This window comes from Carboxylicivirga litoralis (assembly GCF_025499605.1).
In the GTDB taxonomy this organism is placed as follows: domain Bacteria; phylum Bacteroidota; class Bacteroidia; order Bacteroidales; family Marinilabiliaceae; genus Carboxylicivirga; species Carboxylicivirga litoralis.
Genome location: NZ_JAFMVC010000016.1, coordinates 32,443 through 58,051, shown reverse-complemented (window position 1 = coordinate 58,051; position 25,609 = coordinate 32,443). Strand labels below are relative to the sequence as shown.

General features: G+C 40.5%; 8 protein-coding genes. 3 read left to right on the top strand and 5 right to left on the bottom strand.

The features are described from left to right. Positions 1-34: 34 nt before the first annotated feature. Positions 35-799, bottom strand: a complete 765-nt coding sequence (locus tag J1N10_RS14545; protein WP_262327453.1) for a lipopolysaccharide kinase InaA family protein — start codon at positions 797-799, stop codon at positions 35-37. A gap of 371 nt (positions 800-1,170) precedes the next feature. Here J1N10_RS14545 and J1N10_RS14540 point away from each other — a divergent pair, with 371 nt between their 5' ends. The 3 genes from J1N10_RS14540 to J1N10_RS14530 all read left to right on the top strand — a co-directional run bounded on the left by J1N10_RS14540 (position 1,171) and on the right by J1N10_RS14530 (position 3,619). Next, positions 1,171-2,745 carry a hypothetical protein gene (locus J1N10_RS14540; protein ID WP_262327452.1) on the top strand — a complete coding sequence of 525 codons (1,575 nt, stop codon included), beginning with the start codon at positions 1,171-1,173 and terminating at the stop codon, positions 2,743-2,745. Between the two features lie 112 nt (positions 2,746-2,857). Further along, positions 2,858-3,184, top strand: coding sequence for an FtsB family cell division protein (locus J1N10_RS14535; RefSeq protein WP_262327451.1), 327 nt, complete (start codon positions 2,858-2,860; stop codon positions 3,182-3,184). A 111-nt stretch (positions 3,185-3,295) separates the two neighbouring features. Next, positions 3,296-3,619 carry a hypothetical protein gene (locus J1N10_RS14530; RefSeq protein ID WP_262327450.1) on the top strand — a complete coding sequence of 108 codons (324 nt, stop codon included), beginning with the start codon at positions 3,296-3,298 and terminating at the stop codon, positions 3,617-3,619. 9 nt (positions 3,620-3,628) lie between these two features. Here the strand turns inward: J1N10_RS14530 and J1N10_RS14525 are convergent, their stop codons facing one another. From J1N10_RS14525 to J1N10_RS14510, 4 genes are all read right to left on the bottom strand, one after another. Continuing rightward, entirely contained in the window at positions 3,629-4,876 is a 1,248-nt protein-coding gene (locus J1N10_RS14525) for a glycosyltransferase family 2 protein (protein ID WP_262327449.1), read from the bottom strand. A gap of 61 nt (positions 4,877-4,937) precedes the next feature. Continuing rightward, positions 4,938-5,534 (bottom strand): OmpH/Skp family outer membrane protein, encoded by a 597-nt coding sequence (locus tag J1N10_RS14520; RefSeq protein WP_262327448.1) that lies wholly within the window; start codon positions 5,532-5,534, stop codon positions 4,938-4,940. Positions 5,535-5,705: 171 nt separating this feature from the next. Then, positions 5,706-6,797, bottom strand: coding sequence for a PorP/SprF family type IX secretion system membrane protein (locus tag J1N10_RS14515; protein WP_262327447.1), 1,092 nt, complete (start codon positions 6,795-6,797; stop codon positions 5,706-5,708). Beyond that, on the bottom strand, positions 6,797-25,549 hold the full coding sequence (locus tag J1N10_RS14510) for a PKD domain-containing protein (protein ID WP_262327446.1): 18,753 nt from the start codon (positions 25,547-25,549) through the stop codon (positions 6,797-6,799). The genes J1N10_RS14515 and J1N10_RS14510 overlap by 1 nt, the downstream gene beginning before the upstream one ends. Positions 25,550-25,609 lie beyond the last annotated feature (60 nt).

The following is a 25,609-nucleotide window of genomic DNA, read 5'->3' as shown; positions in this document are numbered from 1 at the left end:
CATTTGTAATTAAGCACTTACATTTGTTGTATAATTAGAGAATAGTTTTGAGAGCGTGTAAAAACTGTTTGGTATAGCGTCGGCGAGTGCTGGATATATACCTCACAAACAATAGCTCATAAATGGTTTCATGCTCATCTTTGTTTTTGTAATTGGCGTAGTATCGGGCCAGTTCAGCCAGATAAATTGGGTTAGAGCTAACCTGTTGCATATTCCGCAAGCCTTTATGATATTGAATTGGCTTGCCAAGTTTAATACGATTTAAATCAACCAAACTATATTCAAAATGCCTATCACCAACCTTTTTTATCAACACGTTAGTTCCATTAAAATCTTTGTGATAAATACCCTGTGAATGCAAACCATTGGTCATAAAATTAACAAAACCACGCACGATTAGCTGTTTATCTTCCACATCGTTTTCCAACACCTCTGCCAAACGGAACTCCACATCTTCGAATTTGCTGATATAGTAAGCATGTGTAAGGACATGCCAGCGGTTATAAATTTCTACATATGCAATTGGTTCGGGTGTATTGATATTTTTTTCTAGCAAAGATTCCGCAATTTCAAAAGAACGCTGTGCCTTTGACTTGCGAATAAAAGAGTACATCAGTCGATTAAAAGGCGTTACTCGACGGAATGATTTAATACATAGGTCTGTTCCAGCATTCTCAATTCGTTTTATCTGATTGCGCGAATCACGAATCCACTCCCCATCCTTTTGAAAGCTCTCTTCCATATTTTCGATAAATGCCCGATGTTTCTCATGGCCTTTCGCTAAAATAATTCTCTTCATTGGTTAAGTTGTTAGTACCATACAAACATACTAGCATACAATCAAAACGAATAAGAATAGTGTATGAGTGATACATTTTCGGACATCAAGTATCAAAAAAGCAGTTCAAATCAAACTTAACCTTATAAACACAGTTCATCAAACATTCTCCCCTGAGGCCTTGTGAATATAAAAGTTATAAATACCAACCTTCTTTTGCGGTTGTTTTATAATAAAAAGTGATAGTTTTGCCGGCGCCTTATTATTATCATAAAAGAATGAAATTTACTGATTTCGATAAATAATTATCGATTACTCAATCGCATTTAGTTAATGCTTTCAAGCATTCATCACCACATATTCCGATTTTTCTCTAATACCAAAAATAAATTATGAATCTTAAACAAAACACATTAAAACTACTGACGTGCATGCTATTAGCGAGCAGCTGCGCTGTGCCTCTGCGGGCACAATCAGACACTAATAAGCTGTATGAGAACGTCTCAAAAGACAGCCTGATGTTCTTGACTTACTTTAACAAAGACAAGTTTTCGTCAGAATTATTCTCAGAAATATTAAGTGAATTTGCGTATAATATTAAAAATGAACTCATCCAATCCTCCAGGGAGATATGCCTCTACGGACATAAAAATGGGCCGTTCAACCATTATACAATGAAGTTCAAAGGCATTAAACAATTCCCACTAAATCAGGTCGATGAAATTTTAAAAAAGAACAATCTGACCATTGAAGAATTAAATCCGACTTATGCCATTATTAATGGTGGCAAATACCGCAAGGGCATCTTCTGGCTTAACAAGGAGCATTTTGAACTTAAGATATACGCCCAGGTTGAACCCATTGACGGTGAGCTAAAAAAAGAATACAATCGTCTGATAGAATTATTACATTCGGCCGACTATTATGAGAACAACATGGGTTATGACAATATGGCTTTTAAGCTGGATTCACTGGACAGACTGGATTCAGTTAACTCCGCCTTGAGTTTTAGAACACTTCTTGAAGCAGAAATAAATGGCAGCAACCGGCCCGTTAAACACGAAGTTGATTTTAGTAAAGTATTTAATGAAGATACGGATGATTGTGGGGCACTCCTTTATCTGAATCCTGTATATGCTGGTGCAATACCCTATCATGTTTATAATGTGCTTGGCAACGAAATCCCGGAGCTTTATGAGCATTCAACACTCAGTACGGGTATTATGCAGCATTATGAAGAAGTATGGGTTAAGCTAACGTCCGATGAGCATCACATTGCCGCAAGTAGCATAGCAGTTAATAAAACGTCGCAAGTGCCTATCAATCTGCCAATCGACAAGCATACGGCCCAATACCTGCCAGCCAACGCTAAAGCGCTATACATTTACAATGCTAACCTGGCTTCGTTCAAAAACAACCTGGTCAACTATCTTGATTATAAAGAATTTAACCGCGAAGAGCGCGCGATAGCCCGCCTAGCACTGCTGGCTTTTGATGATGAAGTGGCAAAGAATCTGGGAAATGGTTTTGTAGCCATAACCGACAGCTGCTTTAATGGGCAAGACATGCCCGACTTTAAAGCCGCCATTACAATGCCAAACAAGCAAAAAAGTGATGCATTGCTAAATATATTACAATACGATTTGGAACTTATTCGCAAAGTATCGGATCACGTCTATGCCTTTCAACCCAAGAAAATAGAGAGTAAAAAACCACTTTACCTTAATACGCGTCGCAACACATGGCTGCTTGGAACCGGCTCGCCAGAAGAGCTGGAGCAAACATTAAACTCAACAGAATTGAAACAATACTACCCGGAGCTTTTTACAGGGAAAACCTCCCAATTCCTCTTCTTTGATGCATCAACCTTAAGTTCATCAAAAATTGACTTTCAAAAGGTGCAGATAAAAACACAAATACTTAAAAAGAACCGCACTAAAACCAAGGTGTGGATTGATTTAAAATAAGCAACACTAGCCTGCTGGCACAATATTATAGGCTGACAGGCAGTTCTTTATTGCCCACTCTATTGAATAAATCACGATCAAGCTTTATTTGATGTTGCTTAAATCATTACATTTGCAGAAACAACAAGGTAAAATGAGTCTTACCAGCTTCAAAAAATACATTAAACCACTTATTAGCAATAAGTTCTTTTTGGCAACACTAGCTTTCATTGTGTGGATAACGGTTTTTGACCAAAACAGCCTTATCGATCGCTATCGTTTAGCAAAACGGATTTCACAGCTCGAAAAGCAAAAACAACATTACATTGACGAGATTGAGCAAAACAACCGCAAGATGGAGGAATTGCAAAGTAACCTCGATAATTTAGAAAAGTTTGCCCGCGAAGAATACCTGATGAAAAAGAAAGACGAAGTGATCTTTGTGGTCGAAGAAGAATAGGGGATGTGAGATGTTTAATGTACGATTGATAATGTGAGTAACTCTTAACAGAAAACTCAAAACAGGAAACCCCAAACTACTAACTACTTTCTACTGACTAATAACTAAGAAATGAATATATATAAAGTACTAAGTATTACTTATTACATTGGCATGGCGATGGTGTTTATTGGTGTTTTGATGCACATGAGCGAATTAGAATATGGTGCCTATGTTTTTGGGGGTGGTTCGCTTATTATGATTGGCATCCGACTTTACAACATGCTATTTGGAAAACCAATGAACAAGCGTGTGCACACTATCTTACTTTATAGTTCATTAATGCTGTTACCTGCAACCTGGGCTATGATTACCTATCGTAGATACTGGGTTATCTTCCTTGTGCTGACTGCCATTTTAGATACCTACGCCAGCTTTCGTCGTATTAAGAGATAAAAGATTCTATCAGGCTTTTTCAAGCTTACGGTAAATATCTAAGAGCTCTTTGGTTTCAAAAACATCAAGCGTCTCATTGTATTGTAATTCATACAAGTGAACAGATGCATCAAAAACGGGTGTTTTTTCAAGGAAATGAGCATGTACATAGTTGAGATACTTAACAACACGAAAAGCATTAAAAACTTCAAAAAAACGGCGTTTAAAGACCTCTAATGAGCTGCAATTATCTTTGATGGGTTTTAGCGCAATAAAAAAGTCAGAGTTCACCAGGTAACTTCTCATCCGTCCACTCAGTTGATGCGTAAAATCTTCTATTTCAGATTCAGTGACACAATACAGCTGGTCTTTAACTTCAAAAAAGGCTCTTAAATCGACAAATGCCTGCAGATTGTAGGTCTGGTATTCACCGCCGTCGCTAACCAAAGCATTTATCGACGGCCCTGTACCAAATGGTACTCTATCCGATGGCCGTGACGATGGCTTGACGGTCGTTTCATTAATTTCTACAAACTTTCCACCCGGAATCACCTTTTGGAGGAAATAAAAATCCTCACCGGCTTGTTTGCGAGGCATACCTCCTGCTTTTAAATACGCTTCAGCACTCACTGCAAAACACGAACCTACCGTGTGAAAAGCAAAGGGGAAATTAGCAAATCGCAAAGCCTGAGCATAATACCGTAAATGCAATTCATATTCTGCGATAGCTGTATAAATGGCATCTGAGAATTCACCTTCTAAGGGATGCTCAAAATAAATATTACAACCTTCAACATTATCGCGTTTAAAATAAGAAGTGATGGCCGAAAAATAGTTCTCTTCAACAACACAATCAGCATCTATCGATGTGATGATACCCTTTATATTATTCACTTTAGAAAATGAAAAGGCCGCATAGTCCATCCCAGCCTTACGCGCATGACCAACACCAGCATGTTTTCGGGCAACATTAAAGTCTTTAAGGAGCGTTATTTCAAAATTAGGGGTTTGCAGCACAGCAAGTCGTTGTTCTGTTAATTCCCAAAGGGCCATTTGCCTTTTAATGATGTCTTCAGTAGCCGTTTCGGCATAATTAAAAACCAAAATAACTTCTATCGTATCACTTGTTTGCCGACTGGCTTCTTTCAGGCTTTTTAGCATATCAAATAAGTCATCTTCTTCAAGATAAACAGGTACCACCACCTTTATGTCACTCTCTTTATATAAAGAATGATGCTGTGGATGCTTCTTAAAATATTTTGTAAATAACTTATCCATAGAAACTAAAAAAGGCAGAAGTCTGTTGACCTCTGCCCTCTTTTAATGCGTTTATTCTTTATTATTTTGAAGCTGCATGACGGGCATTTAACGCCTCTGTAACTTCAGCTGTAATATCTACTCCTTCAGCAGCATACAACACATTATCTCCAAGCGTGTTGCTTAAAATAATCTTATAAGGATGTGCTTTTGCATACTCATCCAAAAAGTTCATTAAAGTATCGCGCAACTGACGGTTTAACTTGTCTTGTTCTTGCATTAAAGCATTGGTCAACTGCTGGTTTAACTGTGCTAAATCCTGCTCTGCTTTAGCTAAACGTTGCTGCTCTTTTTGAGCACGCTCCATGCTTAAAAAACCATTGTTCTGAACTTTACGCTGAAACTCAACAGCATCCTGTTGGAAAACCTTCGCTTTTTCGTTGAAGTCAGCTCTTGAAGCTTCTTCCTGCCCCATCAACTGCTCATTAACTTCTTTAGCAAAAGTGTAATTTAATAATAGCGAATCGGTATTAATGTATGCAACAGGGAAAACCGCATCGGCCTGAGCATTGTTTGCTACACTGGCTTGTTGATTTCCTGTGTTAGTACAACTTGATAAAAATAATATATTAACAGCAACTAATAATACGCCATTCAACACTGTTGATAATTGTTTCATACTCTCCCTAGTGAAATTTAACCTTTTAATTTTACGGAGAACAAATATAAGTTATTACCACTCATATAAAAATATTTGCTCATTTTTTTTACCATTCTGTTAGCCCTTCAATTCAAGCAAAGCTTTACTTAATTCCCGTCATTAACCTTAAAGAGTTAATATCCATTAACATTAGAAAAACGAACGCGAACGACGACGGTATTTTGAACCAGAGCCACCATTTATACCCGGTGCACTGCATGGAATGGCTCCTCTGTTTTTCACCCGTTTAGTATTTTGATTGAAACGCCAGGTTAAAGTCAGCTCATTGGCTCCATTGCTATACCCCGAAAGCTCCGATAAAGTCCAGTCATAGCTATAGCCCAAACGTGCACTACCTATGTTTAGCCCGAGGATAAAGATAAGTCCGTCGTGGTTTTCAAGGCCTCCCGCCGAAGCAAATGGAATACCCCGATACCACAAGCCAATCTCCATCGGGTTAATATACCAATAGGTTCCAACATCGAGCTGGCTAAATTTAGCCTGCATTCGGTAATTAAAAGCCAGTGTCAAGCTCTGCTCATCATTTCTTCGCATCTTGTCTTTATAGCGGTATTTATATCCACCATATACCGAAGTTTTAAAAGCATTGAATGTTTCAATATCTGTTGTCGCTATATCGTTCTTAACCAAGTTATGAAATGCAAAACCAAACCAAAATTCATCGCTATAAATCATAGCTGATGCCGCTGCATCAAAATGCTTGTGATTATACTCTTCACCAGCATTCAAACCACTTGAAATGATGTCTCCATCAGCTCCCTGATCTGATGGGAATACCGCATCAATTAAGTTCAGATTACGTTCCTTGTAAGAAAATTCTATCCCCGGACGAACATAGATTTCACGGAATACCTCCAGCTCATATGAGTACAGTGCACTAATGTCCTGTCTTACCAACAAACCACCTCCATTATCATCACGTAATACCAACAAGCCTAAACCACTACTGTATTCATCGAAAAAATGGTCGACTGACAGCGCGTAAGATCGATAAGTGTTGGCAATTCCTGGCCATTGGTCTCGATAGGTTAAGCCCATTCGGGTACCCTGCGTTAAACCGGTAAACGACGGACTCAGGTACATGGGCGTGGCATACATCTGTGAAAAAGAAACATCTTGCGCTTGTGCTTGAAAGGATACCATACAATACGCTATCATCATGCTAACAAGCAGCAAATGTCCTTTTTCGTGTAGTTTATGGGTTATATCTATTTTCGTCATTATCTCACTAATAAAACACTTCCGGCTTTGTTAAATTCCCTTCCGTTTGTAAATCGAACAAAGGCTTTATAAACATATACCGCCTGAGGTACTAGTTGTCCTTTGTAGGTTCCATCCCATCCTTCAGTCACATCATTGGATTCATAAATAAGCTGTCCCCAACGGTTAAATATCTGAATATGGAATTCTTCAACATCTTTGTTTTTCGATTTGAAGATGGCATCCTTACGCTCTCCAATGGTACCTGAATTACCTGCACCTCCAGGTCGAGGTCTAAAGGCATTCGGGAATTCAATGTAACCACTGTTGATGGCTTCTATTGCATCTTCTTTGGTGAATGAATTCTCACAGCCATACTGGTTTGTTACGGTTAAGGTAATCGAATAGATTCCTTCTTTACTGTATGTGTACGATGGATTTTGTTCTTCCGATATTTGCCCATCGCCAAACTCCCAGAACCAACTCACCGCATCAACAGACATATCGTAACACCTGATTTCCTCTTGTGGCAGATAAACCGTCTCTGGTCCAACATTAAAATCAGCCACCGGATGATCATACACAGAAATGCGTTGTGTGAATACTGCGTCATTACCATCAGGACCAGCCACTGTTAATACGGCAGTGTATGTTCCTGGTGTTTGATAGGTATAGACAGGACTGCGTTCACCAGATGTGCCTCCATCACCAAAATCCCAGGCATAACCATCACCACCCACAGAGTAGTTCGTGAACTTGATTTCAAGTGGGAAACAGCCTGCTTCATCGCTTACTGTAAAGCCGGCATCTGGTACTTCCTTATATTCAATGGTTACTTCATCGTAGGCTTCACAACCATCAGTAGTAATCGTCCAGCGGAACGTACTCTTACCTGAAGGCAGATTACGCACAGTTGTATTGAAGAAGTTTGGATCATCAAATGTTCCTCCACCGGCTACAACTGTCCAAACACCGTTTAATGCTCCCGGATTTTGAGCTTGCATGGCATAATCAGGCTCATAGGTCACATCATCTTCACCTGCGTAAGGATTCGCCTTATTACTTACAACAATAACAACATCTTCAGTTGTACAATCACCGTAAGCAATGGTCCATTTATAAATATTCTCACCATATCCAACATCGGTTACCATGGTATTATGCTGATGCTGATTTTCAAATACTCCAGTACCGCTCACAACAGTCCAAGTTCCTGAACCATCAATCGGGTTATTGGCATTGAGAACAATATAATCTTCGCATGTTGTACGGTCATCACCCGCTGCCGACTGATCCGGTATTTTATTGAAAATAGTGACCTGGTCAGATGAGAAACATGAACCATTGGTAATTGTCCACATCAGTACGTTCTCACCAAACCCAAGATTACGAATCGTTGTTTTGGCACTTGTTAAGTCATCAAAATCACCTTTACCCGAAACAAGCGACCACTCACCTGTTCCTAATCCTGCTTGAGGAATATTAGCATCGAGCTGCGACCAGTCGTTACAGTCCTGAATATCTGGACCAGCCTGGGCCACATCGGCGGCGTTATTGGTAATAGTTATAGAATGGCTCAACTCACATTGCCCTTGTGTAATCGTCCACTTAAGCAGGTTATCGCCTGGATTCAAATTAGTAATTGTTGCCGTTGGACTTGTTGGATCATCAAAATTACCAGCTCCTTTTTCAATGGTCCATAACCCATTACCAAATAATGGTGCTTCAGCCTTCAGCTTAATAAAGGTATTACACGATTCCTCATCTATACCGGCATACGGAATAGACGGTTCGTTATTCACAATTCGTACTTCATCAGTCGATGTACAAATACCATTTGTCACTACCCAGCGGAAGACATTATCACCTTTCGACAAACTAGTCACTTCTGTTTTTGGATCGTTCGGATTGATAATCGAACCAGAACCCATCAATACTTCCCAGGAGCCAACACCAGGTGAAGGCATGGTAGCATCTAAGAAGGTATTATCGACACATAATTCCTGTAAGTTTCCAGCATAAGCTGCACTTGGTGAATTATTGGTCATCTTAACTTCCGACTTGGTTTCACAACCACGGTAATTAATGGTCCATCGAAGAACATTAACACCTTTGGCAAGGCTCGACACCTTCGAATTCGGATTATTAACATCTTCAAATATCGCCTGGCTGGTACCTCCTACAACGCTCCAGGTTCCTGTGCCCGGATTAGCAGTATTACCTTCCAGTTGAATTTCATCGGTACATAAGTCTTTATCGCTTCCTGCATTCGCATCAATTCGGTTAAAGCTGACCATGACATCGGAAACAGATTTACAAGCATTGTGCGTCACTGTCCAGCGGAAAATGTTATCGCCAAAGGCCAAGTCATTAACTACAGCATTATTATCGAGCATGCTGGATGCAAAAGAAGCAGAACCATTTTCGATTGTCCACTCACCAACACCACGAGCAGGATGGTTTGCTGTCAATATAGTTGAGTTGCTAACACAAAGTGATTGATTATCGCCGGCCCATGCCTCGCTTGGGCTATCATTGGTGATGGTCACCTCACTGGTGTGCGAACAACCGCCATAACTAATGGTCCAGGTTAGAATATTATCGCCCTCCTGAAGACCACGCACCTTGGTAAATGGATCGTTACGATCGTCAAACATTGCAGAACCTGAGCCTGCCACAATACCCCATCTTCCTGTTCCTGGATAAGCAGAGTTAGCTTTTAGCGTGGCTGTATCGGCACACAACACCTGGTCGTTACCCGCAGCGGCTTCAATATGGTTATTTGAAATATTGACTTCATCGGTTGAAATACATCCATTATTATCAACCACCCAACGGAATCGGTTTACACCTAATCCAAGACCTGTTACTTCCGACTTAGGATTAGCAGGTTCAGTAACCGAACCGGATCCTGCCACCAACTCCCATCGTCCAACACCTCTTCCGGACAGCACTGGCCCAGCATCAAGCAATGTGTGATCGACACATAAACCTTCGATAATATCTTCTCCGGCATTGGCTTGATCTGGTTGGTTATTGATGATTATTATTTCGTCGGATAAAGTACAATTATTATTATTGATGGTCCATAACAACTTGTTTTCTCCAGGTGCCAACTTCTTAGCCCAGTCGTTGTCTAAGGCATCAGGATCGGCATATCCACTTACCACACTCCATTCACCTGTTCCATAAGCTGGTGTGTTAGGTAATAACTGGATGGAATCAACACAAATGGTACGGTCTTCTCCGGCATCAGGTGTCGTTGGTGTATTGTTGGTGATCGTCACGTAAGCTTCACTCGTACAACCATCTAACGAAATAACGTATTTCAAGGTGTTTTCACCCTGACTTAGGCCTCTTATAAAGGTTGACGGCGCAGTATCGTCGTCGAATGATCCACTACCACTTACAACCGACCAATTTGCAGAACCACGACCAGCCACAGGAGCTATAGCACTCAATTCAAACTCATCTGTATTACATATTGATTTATTTAAACCAGCGTAAGCCTGAGCGACTACATTGTTGGTTATAATAACCGTATCTTTCGATTCAGTACTTCCATTGTACAAGGTCCAAACAAAGTGGTTTTCTCCTTCATCTAAGCCAGTAACATTTGTATTAAACTTGGTTTTATCTTCAAATGCGCCAGAACCTTCAATCACACTCCACTCTCCAAGTGCATTGATCGGTTCGTTTGCAGATAATTTTATTTCTGAATTACAGGTAGAGGCATCTCGTCCGGCATTGGCTTGCTCAATGGAACCATTGGTAATCGTCACATCTGAATAGTAACTACAAACACCATTGGTAACCGTCCATCGGAATACGCTCTCTCCCTTACGTAAATCAGTTATTAGCGTTCCGGCATTAGATGGATCAGTGATTACACCACCTCCAGAAACCAAGGTCCAGAAACCATCTCCTGCTAATGGGTCATCTGCCACCATTACAGCTGTTGAACCATTTACAAATATTGGGTCTCCGGCCGATACTTCACGTTTATCGCCAGCACTATCTTCGTAATAAGGATTATCGTTGGTCACAAATATTTCATCGGATGATGCACAACCATCGTGCATAATTGTCCAAACGAAACCATTTCTACCATAATCCAGTCCACCAATCAATATTTCAGGATTATTCTTATCTGTTGGTTTAAATGTGCCACCTCCAACACCGGAAATTAGTGTCCATTCGCCCACATCACCAGCATTTGGTGTATTAGCTGTTAAGGTCACTGTCTTACCACAAATAATCGTGTCTTTACCGGCATACACATCAACATGTCTGTTGTAAATTTCTAGATCAGCATGCGATGAACAGCCATTGTGAAGAATTGTCCATCTGAAGATGTTTAAGCCATGCGCTAAACCTGAAACTCTTGTGTCATGTTGTGTTTCATCATCAAAAGCACCTGAGCCCTGAATAACAGACCAAAAACCAGTTTCTCCAAAAGCGGCAGATGGAGCATTTCCTGTTAGTACGGTTTCATAAGCACATAATTCCTGACGAGTCCCTACAGCAGCAGCGCTTGACGCATTATTGGTAATAATAACATCATCAAAACTACTACAACCATTCTTCGTCATTGTCCAGCGTAAAGTATTCGCACCTCTGCTCAAATTACTTACTGTGGCAGTAGCTCTTGTACCATCGTTGAATACACCAGTTCCCAAACCTGCAGGTATCGACCATTGACCAGTAACACCTACACCAGGAACGCTGGCATCCAATGTATACGTATCTGAACATTGCGATACATCATCACCTGCATCTACATTAAGCTCGTTATTTCTTAGTACAACAGTAGCAACATCCGTACATGCGCCATTTTGTATGGTCCATGTTAATGTGGTTTCACCATGTGCAATATCATTAACTGTAATTGCTGTTGCATTAGGGTTAGCACCAAAATTGGCCGAACCTGAAACAATACGCCATGTACCTGTTTCGCCCGGTTGAACCGGAGCAGTCGCTGAAATATCAGTGAAGTCCTCATGACATACTAAATCAATCAAACTAGCAGCAATTCCATTTTTATCATAGATAACCGGCACTGTAGGTTGATTATTGACAACATCGATGGCGGCCTTGCTTTCACAACCGTTCTTCACAATCGTCCATTCAATGGTATTTAATCCATTGTTCAGATTGGTGATGCGGGTTGTAGCAGCTGATGGTGTTTCAACAAATCCACCTCCTGCTGTTATTGTCCAGTAACCATGGCTGGCATCAGCATAAATAGGTGTACCTGTAACTTCAACCTCTCCATTACAAACTGCATTATTATCAGCAGCAGCACTAATAACCACCTGATCGTTAAAGATGCTAACATCATCCGAACTTGTACACCCGGTCGCAGTGTTTGTAACCGTCCATACAAAGGTATTCTCTCCATGAGATATACCAGTAATATGTGCATTAAACAGATTCTCTTCACCAGCTACAATGCGCGCTGTTCCCTGAGTAACCGTCCATCTTCCCGTAAAGCCAACACCCGGGGCAGTCGCATTCAGTTGATGCGTTGAAGCACAAATTCCATATTCGTCAGTACCTGCATTAGCAACAGGTAGCGGAGAAACCGTTACTACGAGCGGATCAGACTCCTCTCCAGCTCCACATGCATTGTTAGCCGTTACTTTAATTTCTCCCACGAAATTATTGTACGCTGGTTTCACATTTAACTCTATTTCAGTACCGTTATTATCACCAACAAACTCTAATCCTTCAGGAATAGACCAGGTATAAGAGCTGGCATTTGCAACTGCAGTAATACTGTATCGTAATCCGGTTTCGCCTTCACAAATATTAATAGAACCACTTGGTGTAATTGGCTTCTCTGGTAATAAGCTGGCTGTAACACCTATTGATGAACTTCGTCCTGTAGAACAACCGTTGACACCACTTACTGTGATATTATCGCTTCCAGTAAATGACGTTAAGAAGTCAACAGTAATTGTTTTGGTTCCATTACCCGTCACAATGGTTCCCATGCTCGCCGGAACGTTCCACAGATATGAGGTGGCATCTGCAATATCAGCAATTGTATAACTTACCCCAGTTGCCCCCTGGCATACTATCATATCACCAGATATGGTACCAGCATCTGCCGGATTGTTCAATACAGTGATTGTAATAACAGAGGCCGATACAGCCACATCACATGCATTAGCATCTTTTACCGATACCAATTCATAATCAGTGGTTATAGATGGGGAAATAGTTAATGTATATTGATTACCAACCAATGGTGTTGCATTCACTGTTTTTACAACGCCACCTTCTTTATATGTCACTTCATAATCAGCCGTTCCTGTAGGGAAGGTAAATACTAACTCAGAATTATCACCTTCGCAAATACTCGTATTTGCAGGTAATACACTCATTGTTACAGAAGGTAATTCATTGACCGTAATATCTACCTGACCAGTTAATGTTGTTCCTGTGCAATTACCATCATTGACAGAAACCAAGTTATAGCTTGTATTTGAAACCGGTGTAACAGTAATTATAGTATCACGATTCATAATACTTAAGCTCGTACTTGTTGAACCGTCATTATAAACCACATTCCAAGGACGTGAACCTTCTAATAACTGTAAACGGAACTGTGTTGACTCGCCTAAACAAATCTCATCAGCACCTACTAATGAAATATGTGCGCTTGGCAATTCATTGACCACAACGGTCGCTGTACTACCATCACTTGAGCCTTTTGAGCAACCACCATCTTCAACAGCTGTAATACTATATGTGGTGGTAGCTACAGGCGTAACCGTTACATTAGTTGTGGCTGAAGTCATGGTATGAATTGTACCATCACTTAAGGTAATATCCAATGGATTAGCTGCACTAACCGGATAATCCACAACACTTATTTGTAATACAGCAGACTCACCTGCACAAATACTTGCATCATTAGCAATAGTTGCAACAGCTTCAGGCTGTGCTATTACTATACTGGTTTCGCTGTAACAGTTTTCACCAATATTATAGCTCTGTGTATCGCTTATATCATCAATTACAGTTAAATGATACTCACCTGCAGCTAACGCTGGAACAGGAACAGACACCCCTGCTGTAACCGTTGTGAATTCTTTATAATAAGAACCAGCACCAGTAACAATAACTTTGTAATAATTATTTGGAGCTTGAACAAGGCCACCTGAAACCTGGAAATCAAAACTACCCGTTGAAGCACCATTGCATGTTACATCTACTTTGCCAGATGTAGTAATCGTCAATACTGGTGGTTCATTTATGGTTACAGTTTGTGTTATAACCGTTGAATTATCATCTTCTATTTCTATCGTGTAAATGCCCTGTGTCAACGAACTTTCTATAAGCTGATCGGCATTAACCGAACTAACTACAACACCACCGGAAGTTTTTAAAGTAATCGTATAAGGTGCCATGCCTCCCAAGGCAGTGACTGATATTTCACCAAAGCCAGAACCATTACAAGGTTCGATGTCCTTCTTGGTAAACGACATGCTTAAGGCCATATTCGGCTCAGTCACTCTTATATCATCAAGTGTAACAGAACATCCATTGTCATCAGTTACGATAACCGTATATATACCAGCCACTAAATCCTGTGGATTTGTCGTATTCTGTTGAACTGGTGTTAAAGCTATTGGCGCTCCTCCAAAATCAAGACCTGACCAGGCAATCGTTTTACCACCTGTTCCGCCAAATACACTAATTTCAATTTCACCATCGTTACCACCATTAAGACTTACATTTGTAATGTTTTGCAAGCTGGCTGACAGTGCATTGACAGGTTCATTAATCGTAATATCAACAGTTGAACTACTACAGTTGTGTACATCGGTAACTGTAACTGTATAATCACCTGCCATCAAATTACTTTGAGTAGCCACATTCTGAACCAGGTTTGAAGCTGGTCCGGTCCATAAATAATTATAAGCTCCGGTTCCTCCTGTTGCAGAAATTGTGATACCTCCAGTTTGTGCACCTTTACACTCAACATCGACCACATTGTCAACACTGATAATAATTTCGGCAGGTTGCGTAATTGTATAGGTTTGTTCAACAGAACATCCTGTCGCTAAATCTTCTACAATCACTTTATAGTCTCCAGCAATTAATCCGTTTTGGCTGCGTTGTCCAGCCACCAGGTTACTACCAATCGGTCCAGACCATGTATAACCATAGGTACCATTACCACCAGTCACCTGAGAAAGAGTGATAACACCGTCATCTCCACCAAAGCAACTAATATTTGAAACATTGGCACTAATTGTGATATCGACATCAATACCAACAGTAATTGTTTCTGAAATTGAGCAGCTTCCTGTTCCTCTGGAGTCTGTAATTGTAACCTCGTATGTTCCAGCAGCTAATCCTGTTTGATTTTGATCAGTCGCCACCAATCCATTGCCATCAGTTGTGGTCCAGGCAAAACTATATGGTGCAACACCTCCCGAAACAGTCAGATTAATCTGTCCGTTTTCGGCACCTGCACAGCCTTGGTTGATAACCTGAATATCTGCAGTAATTGCTTTTGTTAAAACAATGTCTTTCTCGACAAAACATCCAGCGTTAGCTGCATCAGACACTTTAACAGTATATGTTCCACCCACTAAACCTGTTAAGTTTTGGTTATTCTTATCAGCAGTCGGTACATTTCCACCATCTGTAGCACTCCAATAATAATCATATGCACCACTACCTCCTGTCAGCAATGTAAGCGCGATTTCAGCATTTTCTCCACTACAGTCTGTATCAACTGGAACAGGGGTAAAATCAATCGCATCAAATTCATTAACTGTAAAATCCTGAGCTGCAGACACACATCCATTAGCATCTTCAACTACAATTGTATAGATTCCTCCAGATAATCCGATTTGGTTCTGATCCGTCGTCACCAGTCCACTACCATCTATTGTTGTCCAGTTATAGCTATAAGTTCCGGTTCCACCTGTTACATTGATGGCAATTTCACCATTATTATCACCATTACATAGCACATTGGTAACAGTACCTATAATCGTTAATGCATCTGGTGCAATAAGATCATAAGACCATGTATAAGTACAATTTGTACCATCACTCTCTATATTATCAGTTACTGTCAATTCGTATGTTCCAGGGGCTAAACCTGAAATACTAGGTACAGCACTATATGGCGCACCATCCTTAGTCCATTGATAACTAAAGTCTCCAGAACCACCAGCAACATTAATAGCGATGGCACCGTTGGTATCACTACTACAATCCAATGCAGTTATTGTTGGCGTAATAACAACTGGTTCAGGAACAACTATTGATTTTGTAACGCCACAATTATTATCAGCGACGGTAACAGTGTAGGTTCCTCCTTGTGTTAAACCACTTAAATTCTGAGTTGTGTAGACAACATTACCAGGACCTCGCCAGGTATAAGTATAATCAGTTGGTACTGTTGCATTACCTCCAGTTGGATTGACAACATTGATGCCTCTTGAGTATGGTTCACAATCTTCAATAACTAGTTGTAAATCAAAGGTTATCTCGGCAGGTTCATCAATTAACCATACTTCACTGGCACGACAACCATTATCTTTATCCTCAATTTCAAGTGTATATGTTCCTTGAATCAAATTCTCCTGAGCATCAATACGCGTATTATCGACAGCCCCGGCACCTGTCCAGTTGTAGGTATAGTTAGTTGTTCCTAAGATCGTTACTCCTGAAATCATACCGTCAGCAGCACCGAAACATGAAATTGGAACCGCAACACCTGTAATATCCAATACCTTAGATACGCCAACTGTGAAAGTTTTAGTAACAGTACAACCACGATCGGCATCAACAACTTCTAACACATAATCACCGGCTGGAAGATTTTCCTGATCCAGAGATGTATTATCTGTAACTAAATTACCTGCAACTTCATCCCAACGCCATGTGAAATTAGTTGATGTACCATTAATAGTTATATTACGAATAGCACCAACATTATTAACAGTATTGGCACAAGTATTATCAAACACCTGTGCTTCAATAGTTAACAACTCAAGTACAACCGTCGTTTCCGTTTGCGTACAAGCCGATTGTGTTGATGCTAATAAATCCTTAACTACAATCGTATATATTCCGCTATTAAGATTTGTATAAGCAACTGCACCTTCAGCACTTACATTTCGAGTTGCATGACCACTAACAGTTATTTCATAAGACGGATTACCTGAACTATCTTTATTACCTCCCGTTACGTTAAACTCAATCGTTCCTGTTCCTTCTGTTTCACAGTCCATTCGAGTGGCGGCATTATCAACTGCTACCATTAACGGTACAGGTTCATTAATGGTAACATCCTGAATTACAGGATTAGTTACACACCCATTTGAATCACTTAATCGTAATTGGTAAGTTGCTGCAGTTAAATTCTCAACCCTGAACAAACCATCGTTTGATACTAAATCTGTCACATTATCGCCCGTGTAATCCAAGTTATAAACACCTGAACCACCAGTTACTGCAATCTCAATAGAACCACTGGCATCTCCTGAACATGTACTTACGTCAACATTATTGATACTAACATAGCTGAGCTCAACCGGCTGATTAATAATAATATCACTTGATGTAACAGAACATGGGTAATTAACAGCATCTACCGCGCTTACAGTAACCCGATACGTACCTGAAGTTATACCAATTATAGAGGCGTCTGTAACTGGAGTGCCTGTAGCATTCCAAACACCTGCATTGTATACTTCCCAATTATAAACAAACTGTCTGTTGGCCGGACCGCCCAATATGCTTACTTCAATAGCGCCATCGCTTAAGCCGAAACAACTAACATCTTGTTGATTAGTAACAACAATCGTCATTACACCTTCAACAGATATTGACTTCGTTAAGCTACAAAGTCCTGCTTCATCAGTAACCGTTACGGTGTAAATACCTTCTTCACTAACATCAATATTATCAGCAACATCTGGTAATAAACTACCATCGGGTGCCATCCATTGGTATGAATAGTTTCCTGTATTTCCATTACCTCCCGTTAAGCCACTAACAGCAATGTTCTGACTAAATGGCCCACAGCTTAATGTACTTACCAAGTTATAATGCAGATTATCAGGCTGTTTTACCTCAAATATTTCACTGGCAGAACAACCAGTTCCTGGTTCAGTAATCGTTAACTGATAGAAACCAATCGATAAGTTGGTTTGCTCTGTTAAGTTTTCATTTCCAACTGCAACACCACTCCAGTTATAAGCCGGTGGCACTGCTGCATTATGAACGATATTTGTTATCGAACCATTGGACTCATTATAACAATCTACATCTTTAATATCCCAGTTTGTAATCTGAACTTCACGTTCATAATCAACGGTATAAGTAATTGGAGGTAAAGAACATCCTTTATCAACGTCAGTAACAACAAGCGTATAATCACCAGTTGCTAAATTGTATTGATTAATAACACCTGTATTCACAACAGATAAATCAGGATAAGTCCACTCCCATGAATAATTACCTGAACCAGAAACAACTACTTCGATGGAACCATTATCAGTTCCACCCGGACAAGTTTTGTTAACAATGGTTTCAACAACCTCCAGGTGCGATAAGGTTACTTGCGTTTCAAAAGCAGGCTCCGGACATCCACTTGTTGGATCTACTGTTGCCAGATTATCCCAGACCCGAATAGTATAAGTACCTGGCGCTAATGTATTAACAGAAGTAAATGTATAATCAGGTATCGCAACATCGTTTATTTGTGTTGCAAAATTATAACCATTATCTCCTGTTATAATTATGTCATAAATATTTTTCCAAGTACCGGCATCATTGTATTGAACACCTCCACTGATGTCAAATGAGATAACTCCATCATTGGCTCCGAAACATGAAATTGTACCGTCCACATTAGTTACCGAAACAACTTCTGGGGCCGTGACTATAAACGCTTTAGTAACAGGTGCACAAGCATTTGCATCTACGACTGTCGCAGTATAAGTATTTCCTTCTGGTAAATCAGTAAACGTAAACGCTGCAACAGTTTGTGTTTTTGTTTCTATGAATACTCCATTCGTAACCGTTACAGTATATGGAGCAGTTCCTCCGCTTACTGAAAGATCAACCTGTCCATTGTCGTGAGTGGAACACGTTGTAATATTTTTGACAACGGGATCGGTCATTGTTAGAATAGTCGGTTCGGTGATGAACATACCTCGTAAATCGAAAGTACAGTTATCACTTGAAACAACCGTAACCTGCCACTCACCAGCATCGACTGCATCAGTTGATCCGATGGACGGTGTGTTACCTGTATCGATTGGACCTGTTCCCGTATCTAAATTCTGCCAAACATAATTAAAGACGTGTCCAGACTCTCTTCCGGTTACCTCGACTGCCAGGTAACCATTATCGGCACCATTACAAAGTAAATCCTTATGTTGCGTAATATCCTCAACAACAGTTATTTTAGGTTCGCGTAAAGTGATTAACTCAGATTGTGTACAACCCGTTGTTTTATTTTCAACAGTAACAATATAATCACCAACAAAGGTTAATCCACTCGCAGTAAACGAATTACCAGCAGTAACATCAGGTGTAGTAATGGCGGGTGCTCCGGCAGGGACCACCCAACTTACTGAATAGTTATCAGCTACAGAAATTGTTACTTCAATTGTTGCTTCACAATTGTCGTAATCCGGCAGTGCAGAAAGGGTAAACGCATTGGGTTCATCAACGATTATTCCTGTTTTTGTAACGATGCCTCCATTTGCGTCCCGCACTGTAACCGAATAAGTTCCTGCTACAACAGCAATCGTATGCGAATTACTACCTGTTCCTGAAATGGTCTGTACAGGATCGGCATTGCGTTGGTAATCAATATCATAATTGGGTGTGCCTCCGGTAATTGACACTTGCAACGATCCTAATTCTCCATTACAAGGTGCATCTGATGGAAGAACATCAAATGTTAATGGCACCGTTGTATCACCAATAATAAAATCTTCACGGTGTGCACATGTTGCTGCACTACCAGTGACCACTACATAATAATTTCCTGGATCAAGGTTTGAAACAGAATTTGTTCCAACTGCAATCGAAGTGTTCGAACTGTCGAACCACTCGTAAGTATAAGTGGCAGGATCACTACCTCCACTTACAGGATTTAAAATAGCCGTTCCATCACCAATAATTAGAGGATCGCTAGCTGCGTTCGTAATTGTATTTGGTGTAGTTGTAACCGACACATTCCATGGTGAAGGTTCGGTAATAATTTGTTCAAATATAAATTGACAACCATTCGCATCTTCAACTACCACTTCGTATGTTCCACCATAGATTCGTTGACCAACTCCAATTGTTCCAGCATTCAGATCTTGATTGGTTCCAAAATTTTCGTTGGTATCTTTATTTCGCCACTGATAAGTATAAACTCCCCATCCACCATTTACGGTTATATCAATTTCACCAGTGTTATCGCCAATGCAAGATAAATCAGTTTTGCTAACCAAACTTACAGCCAATGGTGTTGGCGGGTTGGTGATAATGGCATAATCAGATTGGTAAACTTCACAAAGTGTACCTTTATTGCGAATCCAAATATCATAAGTACCTGCCGATAAACCAGTAAAAATTGGTGAATCCTGGTAAATTGGATTTCCTCCTACATCCGTTGCAATGGCATATTCGAAGGAACCACTTGGTTGACCTCCACTTGCAGAAGCTGTAAATGATCCATTGGCTTCGCCATCGCACACAACATGATTATTAATTGTAGATGCATTAATAACAATTGCCGGATTATCATCAACAATAACATTATTAAGAACTGCTGTACAACCCTTTACATTATCCTTAACCTCAAAGTTATATATATCTGCATCTAATAAATCAAATGTTGGTGACGATTGCCAGTTAGCACCGGCATCGATAGAGTAAACATAATTAACATTGGCAGGATTGGCTGTAAGTTCAACCTTACCATCGGCATTGCCATCACACGTTGCATTGGTGACTAAACCTGTTAGGTTGATGACAGGTGCTTTATCGATTGTAAACACCTCAGTAACAACACAATCATTCGCATCTAAAATTGTAATTGTATGAGCACCATCAGCAATCGGTGAAATAACCAATGTTCCAGGAACAGCTAAGATTGTTCCGCTTCCATCTAACTCATAGCGATACGGAGCAGTTCCTCCGGTGATATTCAATGCGATAGAACCATCGTCATCTCCGGCGCACGTTTCTCCGGTTGGAGTCACTGTAAGACCAAGTCCTGACGCCGGGCCAATAATAGTTACTGTAAAACCGGTTTCACAATGTACATGGTTAGCATCTCTCACTAGAATATCATGATTACCAGTTGATAACACACCGGTAGTATAGTTTGTGCTTGCCGTTGGCAATGTCCAGTTAACTCCTCCATCATATGAAAACTGGTATTGTCCCGAACCACCAGCGGCAGTTACCTGAGCTGTTGCAACATTAACACCGAAACATTCATTATCAGTCTGGCTGTTTAATACTAAGCTAATATCCGCTTCGCGATCAATCGTAACAATGATAGAGCTTGTACAACCATTGGCATCAGTAACATTAACAGTGTAAGTACCATCAGACAATTGTGTTGCAGTTAATTTATCAGCACTTAAGTTGGTCACTGTTGAAGGCCAATCTACCTGATAACCACTTGGATAAGTTGCTAAATCAGTAAACTTGGTTCCTCCGTTAATGGTTAAAATTGCAGAACCATCACAGTTAGCAGGCGTTGCCGCACAATCGCATCCGTTCTTAGTCAATTGAGTGAAATTAACTGATAAAGCTGCTGTTGGTGAATTGATCGTTACATTCACTTCACGACCAGCAGGTAATGCACATGCTGCACTCACATCTTGATCTGTAATTCTGAATTCATAATCACCAGGAACAAGATCTATAAAATGGTTTGGTGTTGTATTTGGATTAACTGTCCATGCACCACCATTTAAGCTATATTCAAAAGTATAATTTCCACTTCCTCCCGATGCCAGCAATTTAACTTCTCCATCGTTGGCTCCGAAACATGAAATATCTTTTACGGCATTGGCTCCATCGAGCTGAAGCAATAAGTCATACACCTCAACTGTCACATTGCCAGACATGGGCGCTTCGCAAGTTCCAAGTATAGCCCATACACTATAAGTACCTACTTCAGTAACCAGTGCGTCAAAATTCATTGGACCACCGGCAGCAGGACCAACTTTGGTTTGCTTAAGCGTTCCTCCTAATCGTAATTCATAGGTTACGCCAGCTGTGGAACCATCGATACCAATTGTAACCCCCTTAACAGCAGCATCTACACAGTAGGCTCCGCCACCAACAACCTGATAGACATCAACCGGACCTTCAACAATTGTAAATGTCTTTTCGCTGTAATTGGTACAGCCTGCAGCATTGGTATACTCATATAATAACGTATAATTACCCGGTGTTAGGAGGCGCGTATCAAAACTTGCTTCTCCATCTAATAAACCAGAATTGATAACACCTGTATTTTTATCAGGATCGGCTGTTGGATCCGGCGTTGGATCTGCAGGATTTTGCGTTGGGAAGCGTCCGGTACCACCGTTTGGTAATAAACCATAAAGATTTACAATACCTGTTCCCTGGCAAAGTACTGCTCCATTGTCAATACCATTGAAGTTGGCACCATCAGACTGGAATATTTCAATGTTCTCGGTATATTCGTATATACATCCATTACCCGGGTTAGTATATATATACGTAACATCGTAATTACCAGGGCCAACAGCTGGATCAAGCCAGCCTTTACCATCGTCATCAACAATGCTTTCAGGTGCATAAATATTTTGAACCAGAGGATTGCCAGATGGGTTCGTAGCACTTGTGAAATCTCCCGAAAGACTTGTTGAACCATCTACTAATCCCTCGATAACAACACCTCCATCATTATCGCAATAGGCCAATGATGGATCAAGCTGAATATCCAACACAGGTGAATTTACCACCTCAACATCCATTGTTTTAGTTGAACGACAACCAAGACTATCGGTTGTAAAGGTGATGGTGTGCGTACCAACACCTGCTAAATCAGGATTGAAATAGTAAGCATTACTCTCTTCGGTAACGCCCGTTCCTGTGAATACACCCGGATTTGATGTTACTTTAGTCAACTTTACTCGTGCCCCTTGCTCACAATACTTGCCTGTTCCATCAATTGAAAAATCAGGATATGGCGCTTTCTTAATCTCAACCGGATAGGTTTGTGAGGTTAAACAACCACCTCCATTATCGTAATTATAGGTAATGAGGTAAATACCGGGCATACGCGTCGATGGATCGAACCAAGTGGTATTACCATTGGCAATAGGCGCATGGATAGTACCATCTGGCGCTTCGATAGAGAATGAACCACCAGCTGGTGTTGCCGTTAGTGTCTGCAATGGATCACCCTGACAGAATGTTAGTCCATCTAAGTTAAAGACCAAAGTTGCACCAACAGTAGTGGAATACGTTCTTCGTCCAGTACATCCATTGGCATCGGTGTATTCGTATGTAATATCGTAATTACCTCCTCCAGCTCGGTTGGGGTAGAAGGTAGCAGTGCCATCTGTATTATCAACAAAAGCAGGTGTAGCTCCTGCTGCCGCCGATGCCGGGTTAATGGTAAAGGTGCCATTCCCAGGGGCATTACCTGTTAACGTAATTACTTGGGTAGGATCATCTCCGCAATAGAATGCCGCCAAACCAGTAAAGTTGACGGTGGCATTCATGTCAGGATTAACAGTTGTGGTATGCGTTGCCGTGGCATCACAACCTAATGAGTTGGCAACAGTATAAGAGAAAATATAGTTACCCGGTCCCTGATCAATTACAGCCGCAACTGTATTAAAGTTTGCTGTTCCATCCCCATTATCTGAAAAATAACCACCATTGGGGAAGCATGAGAAAGAACCAAAAGCCACTGCCCCACCACCGGAAGGATTACCTTGAATGGTGACAATGCCCTCATCTGCACAATAAGAATTACTAGCTCCTGTGATTGATACATTAGGCACTGGATTAACCGTAAATGTCTTTGTGTCGCTGTTTGTACAGCCTGTTGCTACATCAGTATAAGTATAGGTAACACTTTGTGAACCAACTGGCATAATGGATGGGTCAAACGTTGCTGAACCTATATTATAACTTCCACCTGCAGCTGGTACACTGGTTAGAACCTCAGGCGCATCATCCTGGCAAAAAGTATATTTAGGCGAAGAAAATGAGACAACTGGTAATGAGTTGACCGTTATATTTTTTGCTGCTGTTCCGGTACATCCTTTATCAGAAGTTACTGTCACATCATAAGTATGTATTGGCTGAATATTTGGAAGTACAGTTATATTATCAAGAGCCGGTCCTCTTACACCAGTACTCCAGTCGTAATCAACAATAGTAATACCTACCGGGGCAACAGTAGTAGCCAGGTTAATTGAATTTCCTAAACACACATTATCCGGACTAACCAAGGTAACAGCTGGCTTAGGATTAACAGTAATAAGAGCCGAACCATTATTAACCGTGTTTATACAACCATTTCTGTCTTCAATGGATTTAACTGTATAAGTTGTGGTAGCCTGCAAATCCGGAGTTCTCCACGTATCATCAAACGTATTAGCAACAAAAGCATAATCATTAACACCGTCAGTCATAACGACATTCCATGGGCCTTGATCTGTTGGACTGATGTTTAGCGTAATATCAAATTGCTCTGTACCACCAAAACACTTTTCGAAATTATTACCTGCTGGTATAGTGGCAGTAGGAGCATTTGACAAGTTAACAGTCATATTCCCCATTGTGGCATTACATCCCGATACATGAGTAGCTTCCACATAATAAGTAGTTGTTCCTATTGTATTAACAGTACCGAGAAATAATGGTGTTCCTGTTGTATTTCCAGGAACTGGACCAAGCACAACAGTAGCTCCAGAATAAACACGGTAACTAACCTGATCTTCACTATTCGACAGGTATAAATCGACACCAGAACTCGCACATCCAGTCACACTGGTATTCCCCACAGCATCCTGTAATACAAAAGGCTGCGGTGTTACGTTTGTAAATGTAATAGATGAAACATCTGTAATATCAGCTACACAACCGCCACCTCCAGTAACTGTTATAATCGAGTAGGTTTTATCTGTAGACTCACTTCCTAAATTAATAATTTGAAACGAATTTATAGGAAAAGCATTATTAGTATACTTTATAGCCCCCGTTTCATCCTCAATAGTGACATCATAATCTCCAGAACCTCCACTAATTTCTAGCCGAGCTTGTGGACTAAAAGGAATTCCGCAAGAAGAAGGATTAACTTCAGTAAAGTCAATGATAGTTGGTGCCGTAAAACCAACTCTGGTTTTTAAAAGTACATCATATTTTATAAAATTACCTGACCCAACTGGTCGTTCAACGGTCCAGTCTAGATGGTAATTATTGTTTCCACTTGTTGTTTTAGTAATAATTGCATTTTCGTCTAAAGTAGAAAAGGTGAGACCTCCTAAGTCTGTCCACGTACCTCCTGTTCTATCTGCAACTGGAATATTTAAACCTCCACCTCCAGTTGTTGTGGCATTTGCCAATAAATCTGAAGCTGATATTGCACCTCCTGCACAATCGGTATCATATTGATAAATAGCAGCTAGTGCTTCAGAATTGACTCCTACTAACAAACTAAGGATCAACATCCAAGATGCAATCCTCCCATTAATTTTAAAAAAATCTAACGCTCGGGTATTTACGCCCATATCCCCTAACTTATATTAAAAATTTACTTTCCTAGTGCTCTCAAGAAAATTGTACGCAAA